This is a genomic window from Pseudomonas sp. LPH60, from assembly GCF_030718165.1.
GTDB classification, from domain to species: domain Bacteria; phylum Pseudomonadota; class Gammaproteobacteria; order Pseudomonadales; family Pseudomonadaceae; genus Aquipseudomonas; species Aquipseudomonas danubii.
Map to the genome: position 1 here is coordinate 86,707 of NZ_JAVAJH010000006.1, position 16,309 is coordinate 103,015.

The 16,309-nt window shown below is 63.6% G+C and carries 16 protein-coding genes; 12 read left to right on the top strand and 4 right to left on the bottom strand.

Annotated elements, in window-relative coordinates:
• Window positions 1-49 precede the first annotated feature (49 nt).
• A complete protein-coding gene (gene rnhA, locus Q8O96_RS21875) occupies window positions 50-499 on the top strand; it encodes a ribonuclease HI (protein ID WP_102865228.1) in 450 nt (149 codons plus the stop codon).
• A gap of 5 nt (window positions 500-504) precedes the next feature.
• Here the strand turns inward: rnhA and Q8O96_RS21880 are convergent, their stop codons facing one another.
• Window positions 505-828: a DUF2388 domain-containing protein gene (locus tag Q8O96_RS21880; RefSeq protein WP_102865227.1), complete on the bottom strand. Its 324-nt coding sequence runs from the start codon at window positions 826-828 to the stop codon at window positions 505-507.
• Between the two features lie 180 nt (window positions 829-1,008).
• On the opposite strand from Q8O96_RS21880, the gene dnaQ reads away from it, so the two are divergent.
• The 3 genes from dnaQ to Q8O96_RS21895 all read left to right on the top strand — a co-directional run bounded on the left by dnaQ (window position 1,009) and on the right by Q8O96_RS21895 (window position 5,049).
• Window positions 1,009-1,758, top strand: a complete 750-nt coding sequence (gene dnaQ / locus Q8O96_RS21885) for a DNA polymerase III subunit epsilon (protein ID WP_102865226.1) — start codon at window positions 1,009-1,011, stop codon at window positions 1,756-1,758.
• Between the two features lie 442 nt (window positions 1,759-2,200).
• Window positions 2,201-4,456, top strand: coding sequence for an arginine/lysine/ornithine decarboxylase (locus tag Q8O96_RS21890; RefSeq protein ID WP_305949388.1), 2,256 nt, complete (start codon window positions 2,201-2,203; stop codon window positions 4,454-4,456).
• 14 nt (window positions 4,457-4,470) lie between these two features.
• Entirely contained in the window at window positions 4,471-5,049 is a 579-nt protein-coding gene (locus Q8O96_RS21895) for a GNAT family N-acetyltransferase (RefSeq protein WP_305949389.1), read from the top strand.
• Between the two features lie 5 nt (window positions 5,050-5,054).
• Here the strand turns inward: Q8O96_RS21895 and Q8O96_RS21900 are convergent, their stop codons facing one another.
• Window positions 5,055-5,948, bottom strand: coding sequence for a LysR family transcriptional regulator (locus Q8O96_RS21900; protein ID WP_102865223.1), 894 nt, complete (start codon window positions 5,946-5,948; stop codon window positions 5,055-5,057).
• A 74-nt stretch (window positions 5,949-6,022) separates the two neighbouring features.
• Window positions 6,023-6,259, bottom strand: coding sequence for a hypothetical protein (locus Q8O96_RS21905; RefSeq protein ID WP_102865222.1), 237 nt, complete (start codon window positions 6,257-6,259; stop codon window positions 6,023-6,025).
• Window positions 6,260-6,474: 215 nt separating this feature from the next.
• On the opposite strand from Q8O96_RS21905, the gene Q8O96_RS21910 reads away from it, so the two are divergent.
• Window positions 6,475-7,032 (top strand): NADPH-dependent FMN reductase, encoded by a 558-nt coding sequence (locus Q8O96_RS21910; protein ID WP_102865221.1) that lies wholly within the window; start codon window positions 6,475-6,477, stop codon window positions 7,030-7,032.
• 147 nt (window positions 7,033-7,179) lie between these two features.
• The gene (locus tag Q8O96_RS21915; protein WP_115582360.1) at window positions 7,180-8,466 is read left to right on the top strand and encodes an arsenic transporter; all 1,287 of its coding nucleotides are present in this window, start codon (window positions 7,180-7,182) and stop codon (window positions 8,464-8,466) included.
• Between the two features lie 85 nt (window positions 8,467-8,551).
• Here Q8O96_RS21915 and Q8O96_RS21920 read toward each other — a convergent pair whose 3' ends face one another.
• On the bottom strand, window positions 8,552-9,529 hold the full coding sequence (locus tag Q8O96_RS21920) for a DUF1853 family protein (protein ID WP_180988627.1): 978 nt from the start codon (window positions 9,527-9,529) through the stop codon (window positions 8,552-8,554).
• Between the two features lie 162 nt (window positions 9,530-9,691).
• Between Q8O96_RS21920 and Q8O96_RS21925 the strand changes: the two genes are divergently transcribed.
• From Q8O96_RS21925 to pepN, 6 genes are read left to right on the top strand one after another with little or no spacing between them, the layout of a single operon-like run.
• Window positions 9,692-10,582, top strand: a complete 891-nt coding sequence (locus tag Q8O96_RS21925) for an NAD(+) kinase (RefSeq protein WP_007920913.1) — start codon at window positions 9,692-9,694, stop codon at window positions 10,580-10,582.
• Window positions 10,579-11,553, top strand: a complete 975-nt coding sequence (locus tag Q8O96_RS21930; protein WP_180988403.1) for a metallophosphoesterase — start codon at window positions 10,579-10,581, stop codon at window positions 11,551-11,553. Before Q8O96_RS21925 ends, Q8O96_RS21930 begins: the two co-directional genes overlap by 4 nt.
• Window positions 11,550-12,419 (top strand): rhomboid family intramembrane serine protease, encoded by an 870-nt coding sequence (locus Q8O96_RS21935; RefSeq protein ID WP_102865218.1) that lies wholly within the window; start codon window positions 11,550-11,552, stop codon window positions 12,417-12,419. Before Q8O96_RS21930 ends, Q8O96_RS21935 begins: the two co-directional genes overlap by 4 nt.
• A gap of 15 nt (window positions 12,420-12,434) precedes the next feature.
• Entirely contained in the window at window positions 12,435-12,695 is a 261-nt protein-coding gene (locus tag Q8O96_RS21940) for a YeaC family protein (protein ID WP_011061566.1), read from the top strand.
• Window positions 12,692-13,522, top strand: a complete 831-nt coding sequence (locus Q8O96_RS21945; protein ID WP_102865217.1) for a DUF2797 domain-containing protein — start codon at window positions 12,692-12,694, stop codon at window positions 13,520-13,522. Before Q8O96_RS21940 ends, Q8O96_RS21945 begins: the two co-directional genes overlap by 4 nt.
• A 12-nt stretch (window positions 13,523-13,534) precedes the next feature.
• Entirely contained in the window at window positions 13,535-16,192 is a 2,658-nt protein-coding gene (gene pepN, locus Q8O96_RS21950) for an aminopeptidase N (protein ID WP_305949390.1), read from the top strand.
• Window positions 16,193-16,309: the final 117 nt, after the last annotated feature.

Consider the following 16,309-nt stretch of genomic DNA (forward strand, 5'->3'; position numbering starts at 1 on the left):
GTCGACCGCAATCGGCAGGCCACTGGCAATTTTCTGATGGAAGGCGTGGATGAGCGATAGCGTAGAAATCTTTACCGACGGTGCCTGCAAGGGCAATCCCGGCCCTGGTGGCTGGGGCGCTTTGTTGGTGTGCAAGGGGGTCGAGAAGGAACTCTGGGGCGGCGAAGCCAACACCACCAATAACCGCATGGAACTGATGGCGGCGATTCGCGGCCTGGAAGAGCTCAAGCGCCAGTGCGACGTGTTGCTGGTCACCGACTCGCAGTACGTGATGAAGGGCATCAACGAGTGGATGGCCAACTGGAAGAAGCGCGGCTGGAAGACCGCAGCCAAGGAGCCGGTGAAGAACGCCGACCTGTGGCAGCAACTGGATGAGCAGGTCAACCGCCACAACGTCACCTGGAAATGGGTGCGTGGCCACACTGGCCATCACGGTAACGAGCGTGCCGACCAGTTGGCCAACCGGGGTGTAGACGAGGTTCGCGGCTACAAGGGCTGATGGCGTTACAGGGTGAGGATCGCCGCAGCCAGTTGGGTATCGCTGTAGGGCGGGTTGTGCAGCACCTGGCGAATCCTCTGCAGCGCCGACTCCAGCTGTACGCCGCGAATCGTCCCGTTGCTGGCGATAAAGGCCGCGGCATCGCTGCGGGCTTGCAGGACGATCTTGTCGTCCTTGAACGAGCTGCTGATCCCGGCGGTGCCTTCGCTGCTGGTCAGCAGCCCGCTCATGCTCAAGTCGGTGCTGATCACCAGGCTGGTGGCCTGGCCGGGGTTGTTGAACAGACCGGCCAGCAGCAGGATTGGCAGGTAGCGCCGGAGTGTCGTCATGGCTGGGGAAGTCCGTGGGTAAGATCGGCGGCACCCTAGCAGGCGAGCCTTCGGCCCACCTCAGCAGCTTTGCTAATAACTGTTAAAAAGTGCGCGGCAGCGGCGTGACCGGGGCGCGCACAGTCCATGGGCTGGGCATGCTAAAATCCCGCCCTTTGCCAGATTGAGAACGGACCACTGATGGCCAACAGATCTGTTGTACTCGATACCGAAACCACCGGTATGCCGGTGACCGACGGTCACCGGATCATTGAAATCGGTTGCGTCGAGTTGATCGGTCGGCGCCTGACCGGGCGGCATTTCCACGTTTACCTGCAACCGGATCGCGAGAGTGATGAGGGCGCCATCGGCGTTCACGGCATCACCAACGAGTTCCTGGTGGGCAAGCCGCGTTTCGCCGAAGTCGCCGATGAGTTCTTCGACTTTATCAAGGGCGCGCAGCTGATCATCCACAACGCGGCGTTCGACGTTGGTTTCATCAACAACGAATTCGCCTTGATGGGGCAGCACGAGCGGGCGGACATCACCCAGCACTGCACCATCCTCGACACCCTGATGATGGCCCGTGAGCGGCACCCGGGGCAGCGCAACAGCCTCGACGCCCTGTGCAAGCGCTACGGTGTCGACAACTCCGGCCGTGAATTGCACGGCGCCTTGCTCGACTCGGAGATCCTGGCCGACGTCTACCTGACCATGACCGGTGGCCAGACCAGCCTGTCCCTGGCGGGCAATGCCTCGGATGGCAACGGCTCTGGCGAAGGTGCGGGCCGGGCCTCGGAGATCCGCCGGTTGCCGGCCGAGCGGCCGCGGGGGCGGATCATCCGCGCCAGCGAAGCCGAGTTGGCCGAGCACCAGACGCGCCTGGAGATCATCGCCAAGTCTGCCGGCGCCCCGGCCCTGTGGACCCAGTTGCTCGAAAACCAACACTAAGCCTTTGTCGTCCGTGGCCCTGTAGCCGCTGCCGCAGGCTGCGAACGGCTGCGTAGGAGATGCGGCGCTCTTGAGGGCGCTGGAGATTTGGCGGGAGATCGTCAAGCAAGGTCCTGCGGACCTTTTCGCAGCCTCGCCGTGGCTCGGCAGCGGCTACAGGGTAATGCCGAGCCGAGAGTGTTGTAGCCGCTGCCGCAGGCTGCGAACGGCTCCGAAGGCGACAGAGGTTTGTTGGGAGATCGCCAAGCAAGGCCCTGTGGGCCTTCACGCAGCTTCGCCAGGGCTCAGCAGCGGCTACAGGTGTGTGGGGCGTGGGCCGGCAATTGTGCCTGTGCGACCTTTTGTTACATCCAGTCTGTGCTCGGGGTGACAGGCGACGCCAGGAGCTTCTACCCTGAGTCCATTGGCGGGACCTACCCGCCGCCTCAGGACAGCCTGCCCCATGTATAAAGACCTGCAGTTTCCGATCCTGATCGTGCACCGCGATATCAAGTCCGACACGGTGGCAGGAGACCGGGTGCGGGGCATCGCCCGGGAGCTGGAGAAGGACGGGTTCAGCATCTTTTCCGCGGTCGACTACGCCGAAGGGCGACTGGTGGCTTCTACCCATCACGGCCTGGCCTGCATGTTGATCGCTGCCGAGGGCGCCGGGGAAAACACCCATCTTCTGCAAAACATGGTGGAGCTGATCCGCCTGGCCCGGGTACGCGCACCCTTGTTGCCGATCTTCGCCCTCGGGGAGCAGATGACCCTGGAAAACGCCCCCGCCGATGCCATGAGCGAGCTCAACCAACTGCGGGGTATTCTCTATCTGTTCGAGGACACGGTGCCGTTCCTGGCCCGGCAAGTGGCCCGGGCCGCGCGCAATTATCTCGACGGCCTGCTGCCGCCGTTCTTCAAGGCCCTGGTGCAGCACACCGCCGATTCCAACTATTCCTGGCACACCCCGGGGCACGGCGGTGGCGTGGCCTATCGCAAGAGCCCGGTGGGCCAGGCGTTTCACCAGTTCTTCGGGGAGAACACCCTGCGTTCGGACCTGTCGGTGTCAGTGCCGGAGCTGGGCTCGCTGCTGGACCACACCGGGCCCCTGGCGGAAGCCGAGGCGCGGGCAGCGCGCAATTTCGGTGCCGACCACACCTTCTTCGTGATCAATGGCACCTCCACCGCCAACAAGATCGTCTGGCATTCCATGGTGGGGCGCGATGATTTGGTGCTTGTGGATCGCAACTGCCATAAATCGGTGTTGCACTCGATCATCATGACCGGGGCCATCCCCCTGTACCTGTGTCCTGAACGTAATGAGTTGGGGATCATCGGGCCGATTCCCTTGAGCGAGTTCAGCCCCGAGTCGATCCAGGCCAAGATCGACGCCAGTCCGCTGACCCGTGGCCGACCGCCCAAGGTCAAGCTGGCGGTGGTCACCAACTCCACCTATGACGGCCTGTGCTACAACGCCGAGCTGATCAAGCAAAGCCTGGGCAACAGTGTCGAGGTGCTGCATTTCGACGAGGCCTGGTATGCCTACGCGGCCTTCCACGAATTCTTCGCCGGGCGTTATGGCATGGGCACCTCGCGCTCCGCTGACAGTCCCCTGGTGTTCACCACCCATTCCACCCACAAGCTGCTGGCGGCTTTCAGTCAGGCGTCGATGATCCATGTGCAGGATGGCGGCGCCCGACAACTGGATCGGGACCGCTTCAACGAAGCCTTCATGATGCACATCTCGACGTCGCCGCAGTACAGCATCATTGCCTCGCTGGATGTGGCCTCGGCGATGATGGAAGGGCCGGCGGGGCGCTCGCTGCTGCAGGAAATGTTCGATGAAGCCCTGAGCTTCCGCCGGGCCCTGGCCAATCTGCGGCAGAATATCGCCGCCGATGACTGGTGGTTCTCGATCTGGCAGCCGGAACGGGTCGAAGGCATCGATCAGGTGCGCACCGGCGACTGGTTGCTGGAGCCCGAAGGCGAGTGGCACGGTTTTGCCGGCGTCACCGACGACTATGTGCTGCTCGATCCGATCAAGGTGACCCTGGTGATGCCTGGGCTTACCGCTGGCGGGGCCTTGAGCGAGCACGGAATTCCCGCGGCGGTGGTCAGCAAGTTCCTTTGGGAGCGCGGGCTGGTGGTGGAAAAGACCGGGCTCTATTCGTTCCTGGTGCTGTTCTCCATGGGCATCACCAAGGGCAAGTGGAGCACGCTGCTCACCGAGCTGCTGGAGTTCAAGCGCAACTACGACGCCAATGTCAGCCTGGCCAGTTGCCTGCCCAGCGTGGCCGGGCAGGACCCGCAGCGCTATCAGGGCATGGGCTTGCAGGATCTGTGCGACCAGTTGCATGCCTGCTACCGCAGCAACGCCACGGCCAAGCACCTCAAGCGCATGTACACCGTGCTGCCGGAGGTGGCGATGAAGCCTGCCGATGCCTACGACCAACTGGTGCGCGGCGAAGTCGAGGCGGTGTCCATCGATCAACTGCAGGGGCGTATCGCCGCGGTGATGCTGGTGCCATACCCGCCGGGTATTCCGCTGATCATGCCCGGTGAGCGATTTACCGAAGCGACCCGCTCGATCATCGACTACCTGGCCTTTGCCCGAGCTTTCGACAGCAGTTTCCCGGGGTTCGTCGCCGATGTGCATGGCCTGCAGCATGACGACCAGGGCCATGGCCGGCAGTACACCGTCGATTGCGTCAAAGCATGAGGAGTTTTCCTGCTATGCAACCTGTGGTGAATCCCAAGTATCCGGGACTGGCGATCCGTGTGGCCGACGAGGGCTTCGCCGCCTACGTCTGGGGCAGCGACTTCAGCTTCGAAGTCAGTGCCTACGCCGAGGCCGAGCGGGGCATGCCGGTGGCGGACTGGCTGCTGCGCAGGATCGTGCCTTACCGCAAGTGCTATGGCATCGATCCCGAGGAATTCAGCAGTTACCGCAACGCCGCGGACAGCGAGATCTTCATGGCCTACCTGGACGATCAGCCCGTGGGGCACGTGGTGGTCAGCACCAATTGGAACGGTTACGGGCATATCGACGAGTTGGCGGTGCATGCGCCGGCCCGGCGGCACGGCGTCGCCAAGGGGCTGCTGGAGGTGGCGCAGTTCTGGAGTCGCAAGAAGCAGTTGCCGGGGGTGATGCTGGAAACCCAGAACAACAACCTCGGCGCCTGTCGCCTGTATGAGCGTTGCGGCTACGTGGTGGGCGGGGTGGATCACCTGCGTTATCGCGGCATCGATCCGAATACCAGCGAGGTGGCGATTTTCTGGTACCGGCTGTTTGCCGATGAGCCTCAGGCGTAACGGTCCTAGCCGGCCAGCAGCGTTTCGGCCTGCTCGGTCAGCAGTTCCAGCAGGGCGCCGAGCAGGGGCGAGTCCTCGCCGGAACTGCGGCGCAAGGCGTACAGCGTGACACTGATGGGGGGTGACAAGGGGCAGGCATCGAGCCCGGCGCCACGGGCACCCACGGCGGTGAACGGGTCGACGATGGCCAGGCCCTCACCGGCCTCCACCAGGCTGCGCATCATCTGGTAGGTCTGTACCCGGGTCTGGATTACCGGGCTTGGCCGCAGATTCTGCAGCTTGCTGGTGAGTATCACGCTCAGCGGGTCCTGGCCCTCCAGGCCCACCATGGCCTGGCCCGCCAGCTCCTGCAGGGCCACGTATTTCTGTTTGGGTTGCAGCCAGCCATGGGGTGCCAGCAAAAACAGCTTGCCCTGAGCCAGGGCCTGGCTGTGGATGTCCGGGTGTTCGGGGTCATGCAGGCTCAGGCCCAGGTCACAGTCGTGCAGCAGCAGGCTGTGGACCATGTCGCGGGTGCTCTGGCTGAGGAGGCTGCAGGGCGTATCGGCGAAGCGCCGGCGCAGGGCCGCGATGCACTGAGGCAGCAGTTGCTGGACCAGAGGGGGCGTGCCGACGATGCGCAAAGGCGGTGCCTGATGAAACCTCAGGCTGTCAGCCAGGCGTTGTACCGGTTCGAAAGCGTCGTACACCCGGTTGATTGCCGGTTGCAATTCCCGGGCTTCGCGAGTGGCCTGCAAGCGCCCGCGCACGCTGGCGAACAGCATGAACCCCAATTGGCTTTCGGCATCGCGTAGCAGGGCTTCGACTTCAGCCACCGAGAGTTGCAGCAGCTCGGCGGCGGTGCCCAGGTGGGCGGTTTGCAGAAGCGCCTGAATCACTTCGATATGACGTAAACGCATGCTTGAAGTCCATGTCCAGCCGGTTAGGGAGTCAGGCGTTGAATCCTACCCCAAGTCCGGGCCGGCGGGCATGATCACTCACTGACATAGGTTTCCGGCTCCCGCACGATGGTGACGTCCGATTGCACCAGCAGGAATTGATTGTCATCGAGCTTCTTGACCCGGTCGCCAATCGCCAGGCGGTAGGTGGTAACGGGCTCCGAGCTGGCCTGGTCGCCCTCTGCGGGCATGGATTCCTGGAACTCGTGCACTGAATACACCCGTCCCTCGGCATCTCTTGCATGGAATTGTCCGACAAGTACTGCTGCCATCTTTAGAGCCTCTGGAGATAAAACACGCAAATTCGGTGCTGTAGACCCGACGTGTGCAAGGTAAGTTTTGCCGGCCGGAAAAAATAATCCGCCGTCGCAGCGCACGGCCTCCCAGGTCTTGGAACTTATGCAGGGAAATGGTTTGTGTGGGGTAGCAGGCGACCCCCAGGCTCATCTATAACTAACACCTTCTTCAAGCCAAGGGTTGGAATGCAATGAGCAATGTCTACAAAGTCGCAGTGCTGGTCGGCAGTCTGAGAAAACAATCCCTGAATCGCAAGGTAGCCCTGGCGCTGGCCGAGCTGGCGCCGGCGAACCTGCAGTTGAGCATCGTCGAGATTGGCGATCTGGCGCTGTACAACGAAGACATCGACGTGACGCCTCCCGCGGCCTACACCCGCTTTCGCGAACAGATCGGCGCTGCCGATGCGGTACTGTTCGTCACTCCGGAGTACAACCGCTCGGTACCGGCAGCCCTGAAGAACGCCATCGACGTCGGTTCGCGTCCCTATGGCAAAAGTGCCTGGAGCGGCAAGCCCGGAGCGGTGATCAGCGTTTCCCCCGGGGCCATCGGCGGCTTCGGTGCCAACCACCACCTGCGCCAATCCCTGGTATTCCTCAATGTGCCGTGCATGCAGCAGCCTGAAGCCTACCTGGGCGGCGCCGGCTCGGCGTTCGACGAAGCGGGCAAGCTGTCGGAAGCGACCCGGCCGTTCCTGCAGAACTTCATCACCGCCTACGGCCAATGGGTCGAGCAGCACAAGAAGGCTTGAGTGCTGTCTGTCACCCACATTCTCCTGCTGTGGTAGGCGCCGGCTTGCCGGCGAACGGGCTCCTGGGGCTTGTATCAGCCTCAGGTGCACGGTCGCTGGCAAGCCAGCTCCTGCGCTAGCCCCCTCTTTATTCAAGATGTCTTAGTCATGTTGATTGCAGTATCGATTTTCTTGCTGACCATTACCCTGGTGATCTGGCAGCCCAAAGGCCTGGGCGTCGGTTGGAGCGCGGTGTTCGGCGCGCTCCTGGCCCTGTTGTGCGGCGTGGTGCAACTGGCCGACATCCCGGTGGTGTGGCAGATCATCTGGAACGCCACCGGCACCTTCGTTGCGCTGATCATCATCAGCCTGCTGCTGGACGAGGCCGGGTTCTTCGCCTGGGCGGCCCTGCATGTGGCGCGCTGGGGGCGGGGCAGGGGGCGACGGCTGTTCGCCTTCATGGTGCTGTTGGGAGCCCTGGTGTCGGCACTGTTCGCCAACGACGGCGCGGCGCTGATCCTCACGCCCATCGTCATTTCCATGCTGCTGGCCTTGCGCTTTTCTGCCGCCACGACCCTGGCTTTCGTCATGGGGGCCGGCTTCATCGCCGACACCGCAAGCTTGCCGCTGGTGGTGTCGAACCTGGTGAACATCGTCTCGGCGGACTTCTTCGAGATAGGTTTCAACCGTTATGCGGCGGTGATGCTGCCGGTCAATCTGGTGAGCGTCGCGGCGACCCTGGCGGTGCTGCTGTGGTTTTTCCGCCGGGACATCCCCGAAGAATACGATCCGCGCCAGTTGGCCGAACCCAGCAGCGCCATCCATGACCGGGCGACCTTCATCGCCGGCTGGTGGGTGCTGCTGATCCTGCTGCTGGGCTGTTTTGCCCTGGAGCCGCTGGGGATTCCCATCAGCGCCATTTCCGCGGTCTGCGCCACCTTGCTGCTGGTGATCGCGGCGCGTGGGCACAAGATCTCCACCCGCAAAGTGCTCAAGGAAGCGCCATGGCAGATCGTGATTTTCTCCTTGGGCATGTATCTGGTGGTTTATGGCTTGCGCAATGCCGGGCTGACCGGGTACCTGGCGGGCTGGCTCGACGGCTTTGCCGCTGGTGGCGTCTGGGGGGCGGCGCTGGGCACCGGATTGCTGACGGCGGGGCTGTCATCGGTGATGAACAATTTGCCCACGGTGCTGATCGCTGCCTTGTCCATCGATGCCAGTCAGGCCACCGGAGTGGTCAAGGAAGCGATGATCTACGCCAATGTCATTGGCAGCGACCTGGGGCCGAAAATCACCCCCATCGGCAGCCTGGCCACATTGCTTTGGCTGCATGTGCTTGAACGCAAGGGCATCCATATTGGCTGGGGTTATTACTTCCGGGTCGGCATCGTGCTGACACTGCCGGTGCTGCTGGTGACCCTGGCGGCCCTGGCGTTGCGGCTTTCCCTGGCATAGCGAAACCCCACCGAGCCGGCTTGCCGGCGAAGGGGGCGGGAGATGTGTGCCCGGCGGGGGAGGACTTTCGCTGGCACGCCAGCGCCTACGCAGGTTGGGCTCTGGGCGCAAGGGGCTGGGTTGCGGGGACGTTGGGCCAGAGGTCGGCCACCAGGAACAGGCGTTCGGCTTCTTCCCAGCCCCCTTCGGCTGTTTCCACCAGCCGTACCAGCAGTTGCGCCGGGGCCTGGGCGTCCAGTTCTGCGAGCCATTGCTGCAGTTGCCCGGCCGTCCAGGCCTGTTCGGCCGGATAGTGAGCCGGAGCCAGCCAGGCGTGGCGGGGCAGGGGCTGCCAACGCCCGGGTGCACTCTGGGCGATGAAGGCGGGCCAGTCCCGCTGGTGCAGCCAGCGCCCTCGCAGGTGCTGCGGGTGAGCGCCTTGAGGCGGTTCGGCGTGGCCCGGCCAGGGATAGAGCAGGTAGCCCCCCAGCCACAGGTGGGCGCTGAACTGCTGGATGTCCAGCGCCGCCAAGGCTTCGCGGCTTTCGGCGCGGGCGGAAATCGGCAGTTGGTGCTCGTCCAGGTGCGCCAGCTTGCGGTCCAGGCGGTCGTGGCAGCCCGGGCCAAGCCATTGCGCGCTGTCGCGGCCGTTGCCGTGCTGCGGGCCCAGGTACAGCTTGATCGCCAGCTCCAGGTGATGCACGCCTTCGCGGTCGCGCAGGAGCATGTCCAGTTCACCGAGGGTGTGCCCCTCACGGCGGATCGGCAGGTTGGCCGCCAGCAGTTCCACCCCCGGCGCATGCTGCACGGCAAATTGCCAGAGGCGTTCGTAGTACAGGCCCAGGCGCCGGGTCCGCCCCTGATTCAGCCAATGGCGCAAGGCGCGGCTGTCCAGATCCTGGCATCGCAGCCAGTGGGCCAGCAGTTGTGGCGCCAGCACCCAGTCGCTGCCGGCCAGGGGGTGGCGCTGTGGCCAGGGCGTATGGCTGAGCATCGGCGGCGCGAGGATGACCCAGGCGAGGTCGCGGACTTCAGGTTGACGCAACTGGCGGGGGAGGCTGAGCAAATCCGGGAACAGGAGCATCTTGCGAGCATAGACGCAAACCTGTGGCGTTCGCGATAAATGCGTGCCACTCGCAGTTGCATCGCCCGCTCCTAAGCGCCAGTGGCTGAAAGGATTTTGTCTAACGCCGGGTTTCGCCCATAATCCTCCGTTTCGCCCGTACCCGAATTCCGCAGGAGCCCCATGGAGCAGTTTCGCAATATCGGCATTATCGGTCGCCTGGGCAGTTCCCAGGTGCTGGACACAGTTCGCCGACTGAAGAAGTTTCTGCTGGCGCGCCACCTGCACGTGATCCTTGAAGACACCATCGCCGAAGTGCTGCCGGGCCACGGTCTGCAGACCTCCTCGCGCAAGCTGTTGGGCGAGGTCTGCGACATGGTCATCGTGGTCGGCGGCGACGGCAGCCTGCTGGGCGCCGCCCGGGCCCTGGCCCGGCACAATATTCCGGTGCTGGGGATCAACCGCGGCAGCCTGGGCTTTCTCACCGACATCCGCCCCGATGAGCTGGAAGTCAAGGTCGCCGAGGTGCTCGACGGCCACTACCTGGTGGAAAACCGCTTCCTGCTGCAGGCCGAAGTCCGTCGCCATGCCGAGGCCATTGGTCAGGGCGATGCGCTCAACGACGTGGTGCTGCACCCGGGCAAGTCGACGCGGATGATCGAGTTCGAGATCTACATCGACGGCCAGTTCGTCTGCAGCCAGAAGGCCGACGGCCTGATCGTCGCCACTCCTACCGGTTCCACGGCCTACGCGCTGTCCGCCGGCGGTCCGATCATGCACCCCAAGCTGGATGCCATTGTGATTGTGCCGATGTACCCCCATACCTTGTCTGGAAGGCCGATCGTGGTCGATGGCAACAGTGAGCTGAAAATCGTCGTGTCCAAAGATATGCAGATCTATCCGCAAGTCTCCTGTGACGGGCAGAACCACTTCACCTGTGCCCCGGGCGACACCATCACGGTCAGCAAGAAGGCGCAGAAGCTGCGCCTGATCCATCCGCTGGACCACAACTACTACGAGGTCTGTCGGACCAAACTCGGCTGGGGCAGCCGACTGGGCGGTGGAGGCGACTGATGCTCGATCCCGCGCGTAGCTACGACCTGATCGGTGACGTGCACGGTTGCGCCCTGACCCTGGAGCACTTGCTGGATCGGCTCGGGTACCACAAGCAGGGCGGCGTCTGGCGGCACCCGTCGCGCATGGCGGTGTTCCTCGGTGACATCATCGACCGCGGCCCGCGAATCCGTGAATCGCTGCATATCGTCCACGACATGGTGGTGGCCGGTCAGGCGCTGTGCATCATGGGCAACCATGAATTCAACGCCCTGGGCTGGAGCACCCCGGCGGCGGCCGGCAGCGGCAAGCAGTTCGTGCGCGAACACACCCCGCGCCATGCCCGACTGATCCACGAAACCCTGACCCAGTTCGAACACCACCCTGGCGACTGGCACGACTTCCTGGAGTGGTTCTATGAGCTGCCGCTGTTCGTCGACGCCGGGCGCTTTCGCGTGGTGCATGCCTGCTGGGATGCTGGCCTGATCGCGCCGCTGCGCCAGCAGTACCCCAACGGCTGCATCGACCGCGAGTTCCTCCAGGCCTCGGCGCTGCCCGACAGTTTTGCCAGCACCGCCTTCGATCGCCTGCTGCGCGGCACCGACATGCGCCTGCCCCACGGCCTGACCATGACCAGTGGCGACGGCCTGACCCGGGCGTTCTTCCGCACCAAGTTCTGGGAAGACGACCCGCAGACCTACGGCGACATCGTCTTCCAGCCCGATGCCTTGCCCGATCCGGTGGCGCGCACGCCGTTGTCCCCGGCCGAGAAAAACAGCCTGCTGCGCTACGGCGCCGACGAACCGATGCTGTTCGTCGGCCACTACTGGCGCAGCGGCAAGCCGGCGCCGATCCGGCCCAACCTGGCGTGCCTGGATTACAGCGCGGTGCTCTACGGCAAGCTCGCCGCGTATCGCCTGGACCAGGAAACCCGCCTGGACCCGAATAAATTTGTCTGGGTCGACGTCGAGCGGCCCGAGGTGTTGCGATGAGCGCGGTAGCGGTTTTGCGTCTGCCCCTGGCCACGGATCTGAGTGGCTTCGTCAAGCTGCTGCAGCGCATGCAGGTGCCGCACCGGGTCAGTGAGGAGGCCGGCGAGCAGGTGCTCTGGGTGCCGGAATCCATCAGTGAGGATGTGCGGGGCCTGTACCAGCGCTTTCCCCAGGGCGATCCCGAGCAGCAACTGGATATTCCGCAGGCGGCCACCCCGGCCCGCGTCGGCCTGGGGGAGCAGTTGCGCCGCAGCCCGATGACCGCGCTGATCCTGCTGCTGAGCCTGGCGGTGTGCGGCATCACCCTGCTGGGGGACAACCTGCAAACCCTCGGCTGGTTTACCTTCCTCGAGTTCCGCGTGGTCGGCGACTACATCCAGTTCAGTTCCCTGGCCGACAGCCTGGCGGCGGGGCAGTGGTGGCGCCTGGTGACGCCGATGCTGATCCACTTCGGCATCCTGCATATCGCCATGAACGGCATGTGGTACTGGGAGCTGGGGCGGCGTATCGAGTTGCGCCAGGGCAGCATCAACCTGCTGGGCTTGACCCTGCTGTTCAGCCTGGTGTCCAACTACGCCCAATACTATTTCAGTGGCCCGACCCTGTTCGGCGGCCTGTCCGGGGTGCTCTACGGTCTGCTCGGGCATTGCTGGATCTACCAATTACTGTCCCCCAACCCCATCTACCGCCTGCCCCGGGGCGTGCTGGTGATGATGCTGGTGTGGTTGCTGCTGTGCCTGTCCGGGCTGGTGTCGATGATCGGTTTCGGCGAAATCGCCAACGCCGCCCACGTCGGCGGGCTGCTCGTCGGTTGCCTTACTGGTTTGTTGGGCGGCTTGTACAGTCGCCGTAAACTGGCCCTTTGAACGCTGGAGTCTTGTATGTCGTCCTTTGTCGAAATGATCGAAAACATCACCCCCGAGATCTACCAGAGCCTGAAGCTGGCGGTAGAGATCGGTAAATGGTCCGATGGCCGCAAGCTCACCGCCGAGCAGCGCGAGCTGTCGCTGCAGGCGATGATCGCCTGGGAAATGCAGAACCTGCCCGAGGACCAGCGCACCGGCTACATGGGCCCGCAGGAATGCGCCTCGAAGTCGGCGCCGGTGCCGAACATCCTGTTCAAGTCGGATGCCATCCATTGATCGAGATTGGCCGCGGTTCCATCAGCAAAATGTCGGCACGCCTGGACGGGCCGAATGTTCAGTACGCTTTTCGCCTGGGTGACAGCGAGGTACCAGTCAACCCCCTGATCGGTACCCGGGTGCGCCTGGAATACCTGGGGGCGATCCACTGCACCCACTGCGGGCGCAAGACCAAGACCAGTTTCAGCCAGGGTTACTGCTATCCGTGCATGACCAAGTTGGCCCAGTGCGATATCTGCATCATGAGTCCGGAACGTTGCCACTACGACGCCGGCACCTGCCGCGAGCCGTCCTGGGGCGAGCAGTTCTGCATGACCGATCACGTGGTCTATTTGGCCAACTCCTCGGGGATCAAGGTCGGTATCACCCGCGCCACCCAGTTGCCGACCCGCTGGCTCGACCAGGGTGCCAGCCAGGCGCTGCCGATCATGCGTGTGGCGACCCGCCAGCAATCGGGCTTCGTCGAGGATCTGTTGCGCTCCCAGGTGGCGGACAAGACCAACTGGCGTGCCTTGCTCAAGGGCGATGCCCAGGCGGTGGACCTGGTGGCGGTGCGCGAGCAACTGTTTGAATCCTGCGCCGAGGGCCTGTTGGCCCTGCAGGAGCGTTTCGGCCTGCAGGCGATTCAGCCGGTGACCGATATCGAGCCCCTGGAGATCCGTTATCCGGTCGAGCAGTACCCGGCCAAGATCGTCAGCTTCAACCTGGACAAGAACCCGATTGCCGAAGGCACGCTGCTGGGGATCAAGGGCCAGTACCTGATCTTCGACACCGGCGTGATCAACATTCGTAAGTACACGGCCTACCAGCTCGCCGTGCATCAGTAGAAGGAATTCGCCATGCGCACCGATCAACCGAAGATGATCTACCTGAAGGACTATCAGGCCCCCGAGTACCTGATCGACGAGACCCACCTGACCTTCGAGTTGTTCGAGGACCACAGCCTGGTCCATGCGCAGCTGGTGATGCGTCGCAATCCGGCCCGTGGCGCCGGGCTGCCGCCGCTGGTGCTGGATGGCCAGCAGCTGGAGCTGCTATCGGTGAGCCTCGCCGATCAGCCGCTGAGTGCTGACGACTACCAGCTGGACGACAGCCACCTGACCCTGCACCCCACCAGCGCCAGCTTCACCCTGGACACCAGCGTGAAGATCCACCCGGAAAGCAACACCGCCCTGGAAGGCCTGTACAAGTCCAGTGGCATGTTCTGCACCCAGTGCGAAGCCGAGGGCTTTCGCAAGATCACCTATTACCTCGACCGCCCGGATGTGATGAGCAAGTTCACCACCACCGTGGTGGCCGAGCAGCACAGCTACCCGGTGCTGCTGTCCAACGGTAACCCGATTGCCAGCGGCCCCGGTGAAGACGGCCGGCACTGGGCGACCTGGGAAGACCCGTTCATGAAACCCGCCTACCTGTTCGCCCTGGTGGCTGGTGACCTGTGGTGCGTGGAAGACAGCTTCCGCACCCAGAGCGGCCGCGATGTGGCGCTGCGCATCTATGTCGAGCCGGAAAACATCGACAAGTGCCAGCACGCCATGAACAGCCTGAAAAAGTCCATGCGCTGGGACGAAGAGACCTACGGCCGTGAATACGACCTGGACATCTTCATGATCGTTGCGGTCAACGACTTCAACATGGGCGCCATGGAAAACAAGGGCCTGAACATCTTCAACTCCAGCGCCGTGCTGGCCCGTGCCGAAACCGCCACCGACGCCGCCCACCAGCGGGTCGAGGCGATCGTTGCCCACGAATACTTCCACAACTGGTCGGGCAACCGCGTGACCTGCCGCGACTGGTTCCAGCTCTCGCTCAAGGAAGGCTTCACGGTGTTCCGCGATGCCGGTTTCTCCGCGGACATGAACTCGCGCACCGTCAAGCGCATTCAGGACGTGGCCTACCTGCGCACCCACCAGTTCGCCGAAGACGCCGGCCCCATGGCCCATGCCGTGCGCCCGGAAAGCTTTATCGAGATTTCCAACTTCTACACCCTGACCGTGTACGAAAAGGGTTCGGAAGTGGTAGGCATGATCCACACCTTGCTCGGGGCTGAAGGTTTCCGTAAGGGCAGTGACCTGTACTTCGAACGCCATGACGGTCAGGCCGTGACCTGTGACGACTTCGTCAAGGCCATGGAAGATGCCAATGGCGTCGATCTGACCCAGTTCAAACGCTGGTACAGCCAGGCTGGTACGCCACGGCTGGCGGTCAGCGAGTCCTACGACGCCGCCGCCAAGACCTACAGCCTGACCTTCCGCCAGAGCTGCCCGCAGACCCCGGACAAGGTGGAGAAACTGCCGTTCGTGATCCCGGTGGAGCTGGGCCTGCTGGACTCGAAAGGGGCGGGCATGGCCCTGCGCCTGTCCGGCGAAAACGCCGCCCAGGGAACTTCCCGGGTGATCTCGGTGACCGAGGCCGAGCAGACCTTCACCTTCGTCGACATCACCGAACAGCCGCTGCCTTCGCTGCTGCGGGGCTTCTCGGCGCCGGTGAAGCTGAGCTTCCCCTACAGCCGCGACCAGTTGATGTTCCTCATGCAGCATGACAGCGACGGTTTCAACCGTTGGGACGCCGGCCAGCAGTTGGCTGTGCAAGTGCTGCAAGAACTGATTGCCCAGCATCAGCAGGGGCAGGCGCTGGTGATGGACGAGCGTCTGGTGACCGCCCTGGGCACCGTGCTGGCGGATGACAGCCTGGACCAGGCCATGGTCGCGGAAATGCTGTCCCTGCCGGGCGAGGCCTACCTCACCGAAATCAGCGAAGTGGCGGATGTCGAGGCGATCCATGCAGCGCGCGAGTTTGCTCGCCAGCAACTGGCTGACAGCCTGTTCGATGCGTTGTGGAAGCGTTACCAGACCAACCGGTCAGTGTCCAAGGCCACGGCCTACGTGGCCGAGTCCGAGCATTTCGCCCGTCGCGCACTGCAGAACATTGCCCTGTCATACCTGATGCTCACCCACAAGCCCGAAGTGCTGGCGGCGGCCATCGAGCAGTTCGACAGCGCCGACAACATGACCGAGCGCCTCACCGCCCTGGCGGTGCTGGTCAACTCGCCGTTCGAGGCCGAGAAGGCCCAGGCTCTGGCAGTGTTCGCCGAGAACTTCAAGGACAACGCCCTGGTCATGGACCAGTGGTTCAGCGTCCAGGCCGGCAGCCCGTTGCCGGGTGGCCTGGAGCGGGTCAAGGCGCTGATGCAGCACCCGGCGTTCAACCTCAAGAACCCGAACAAGGTGCGGGCGTTGGTGGGGGCGTTTGCCGGGCAGAACCTGATCAACTTCCACGCGGCCGATGGTTCCGGCTATCGCTTCCTGGCGGATCTGGTGATCCAGCTCAACGGCTTCAACCCGCAGATTGCCTCGCGGCAACTGGCACCACTGACTCGCTGGCGCAAATACGACAGCGCCCGCCAGGCGCTGATGAAGGGCGAACTGGAGCGCATCCGTGCCTCCGGCGATCTCTCCAGCGACGTGTTCGAAGTGGTGAGCAAAAGCCTCGCCTGACGGCGGCAGCGGCTACACCTGTAGCCGCTGCTGAGCCTGCGAAGCTGCGCCAAGGTCCGCAGGACCTTGCTTGGCGATCGCTGTCACACCTCTGCCGGTCTTGAGATCGGACGCAGT

Coding starts and splice junctions, on each gene's coding strand:
- rnhA (WP_102865228.1), top strand. CDS start 50: ATGAGCGATAGCGTAGAAATCTTTACCGACGGTGCCTGCAAGGGCAAT.
- Q8O96_RS21880 (WP_102865227.1), bottom strand. CDS start 828: ATGACGACACTCCGGCGCTACCTGCCAATCCTGCTGCTGGCCGGTCTG.
- dnaQ (WP_102865226.1), top strand. CDS start 1,009: ATGGCCAACAGATCTGTTGTACTCGATACCGAAACCACCGGTATGCCG.
- Q8O96_RS21890 (WP_305949388.1), top strand. CDS start 2,201: ATGTATAAAGACCTGCAGTTTCCGATCCTGATCGTGCACCGCGATATC.
- Q8O96_RS21895 (WP_305949389.1), top strand. CDS start 4,471: ATGCAACCTGTGGTGAATCCCAAGTATCCGGGACTGGCGATCCGTGTG.
- Q8O96_RS21900 (WP_102865223.1), bottom strand. CDS start 5,948: ATGCGTTTACGTCATATCGAAGTGATTCAGGCGCTTCTGCAAACCGCC.
- Q8O96_RS21905 (WP_102865222.1), bottom strand. CDS start 6,259: ATGGCAGCAGTACTTGTCGGACAATTCCATGCAAGAGATGCCGAGGGA.
- Q8O96_RS21910 (WP_102865221.1), top strand. CDS start 6,475: ATGAGCAATGTCTACAAAGTCGCAGTGCTGGTCGGCAGTCTGAGAAAA.
- Q8O96_RS21915 (WP_115582360.1), top strand. CDS start 7,180: ATGTTGATTGCAGTATCGATTTTCTTGCTGACCATTACCCTGGTGATC.
- Q8O96_RS21920 (WP_180988627.1), bottom strand. CDS start 9,529: ATGCTCCTGTTCCCGGATTTGCTCAGCCTCCCCCGCCAGTTGCGTCAA.
- Q8O96_RS21925 (WP_007920913.1), top strand. CDS start 9,692: ATGGAGCAGTTTCGCAATATCGGCATTATCGGTCGCCTGGGCAGTTCC.
- Q8O96_RS21935 (WP_102865218.1), top strand. CDS start 11,550: ATGAGCGCGGTAGCGGTTTTGCGTCTGCCCCTGGCCACGGATCTGAGT.
- Q8O96_RS21940 (WP_011061566.1), top strand. CDS start 12,435: ATGTCGTCCTTTGTCGAAATGATCGAAAACATCACCCCCGAGATCTAC.
- pepN (WP_305949390.1), top strand. CDS start 13,535: ATGCGCACCGATCAACCGAAGATGATCTACCTGAAGGACTATCAGGCC.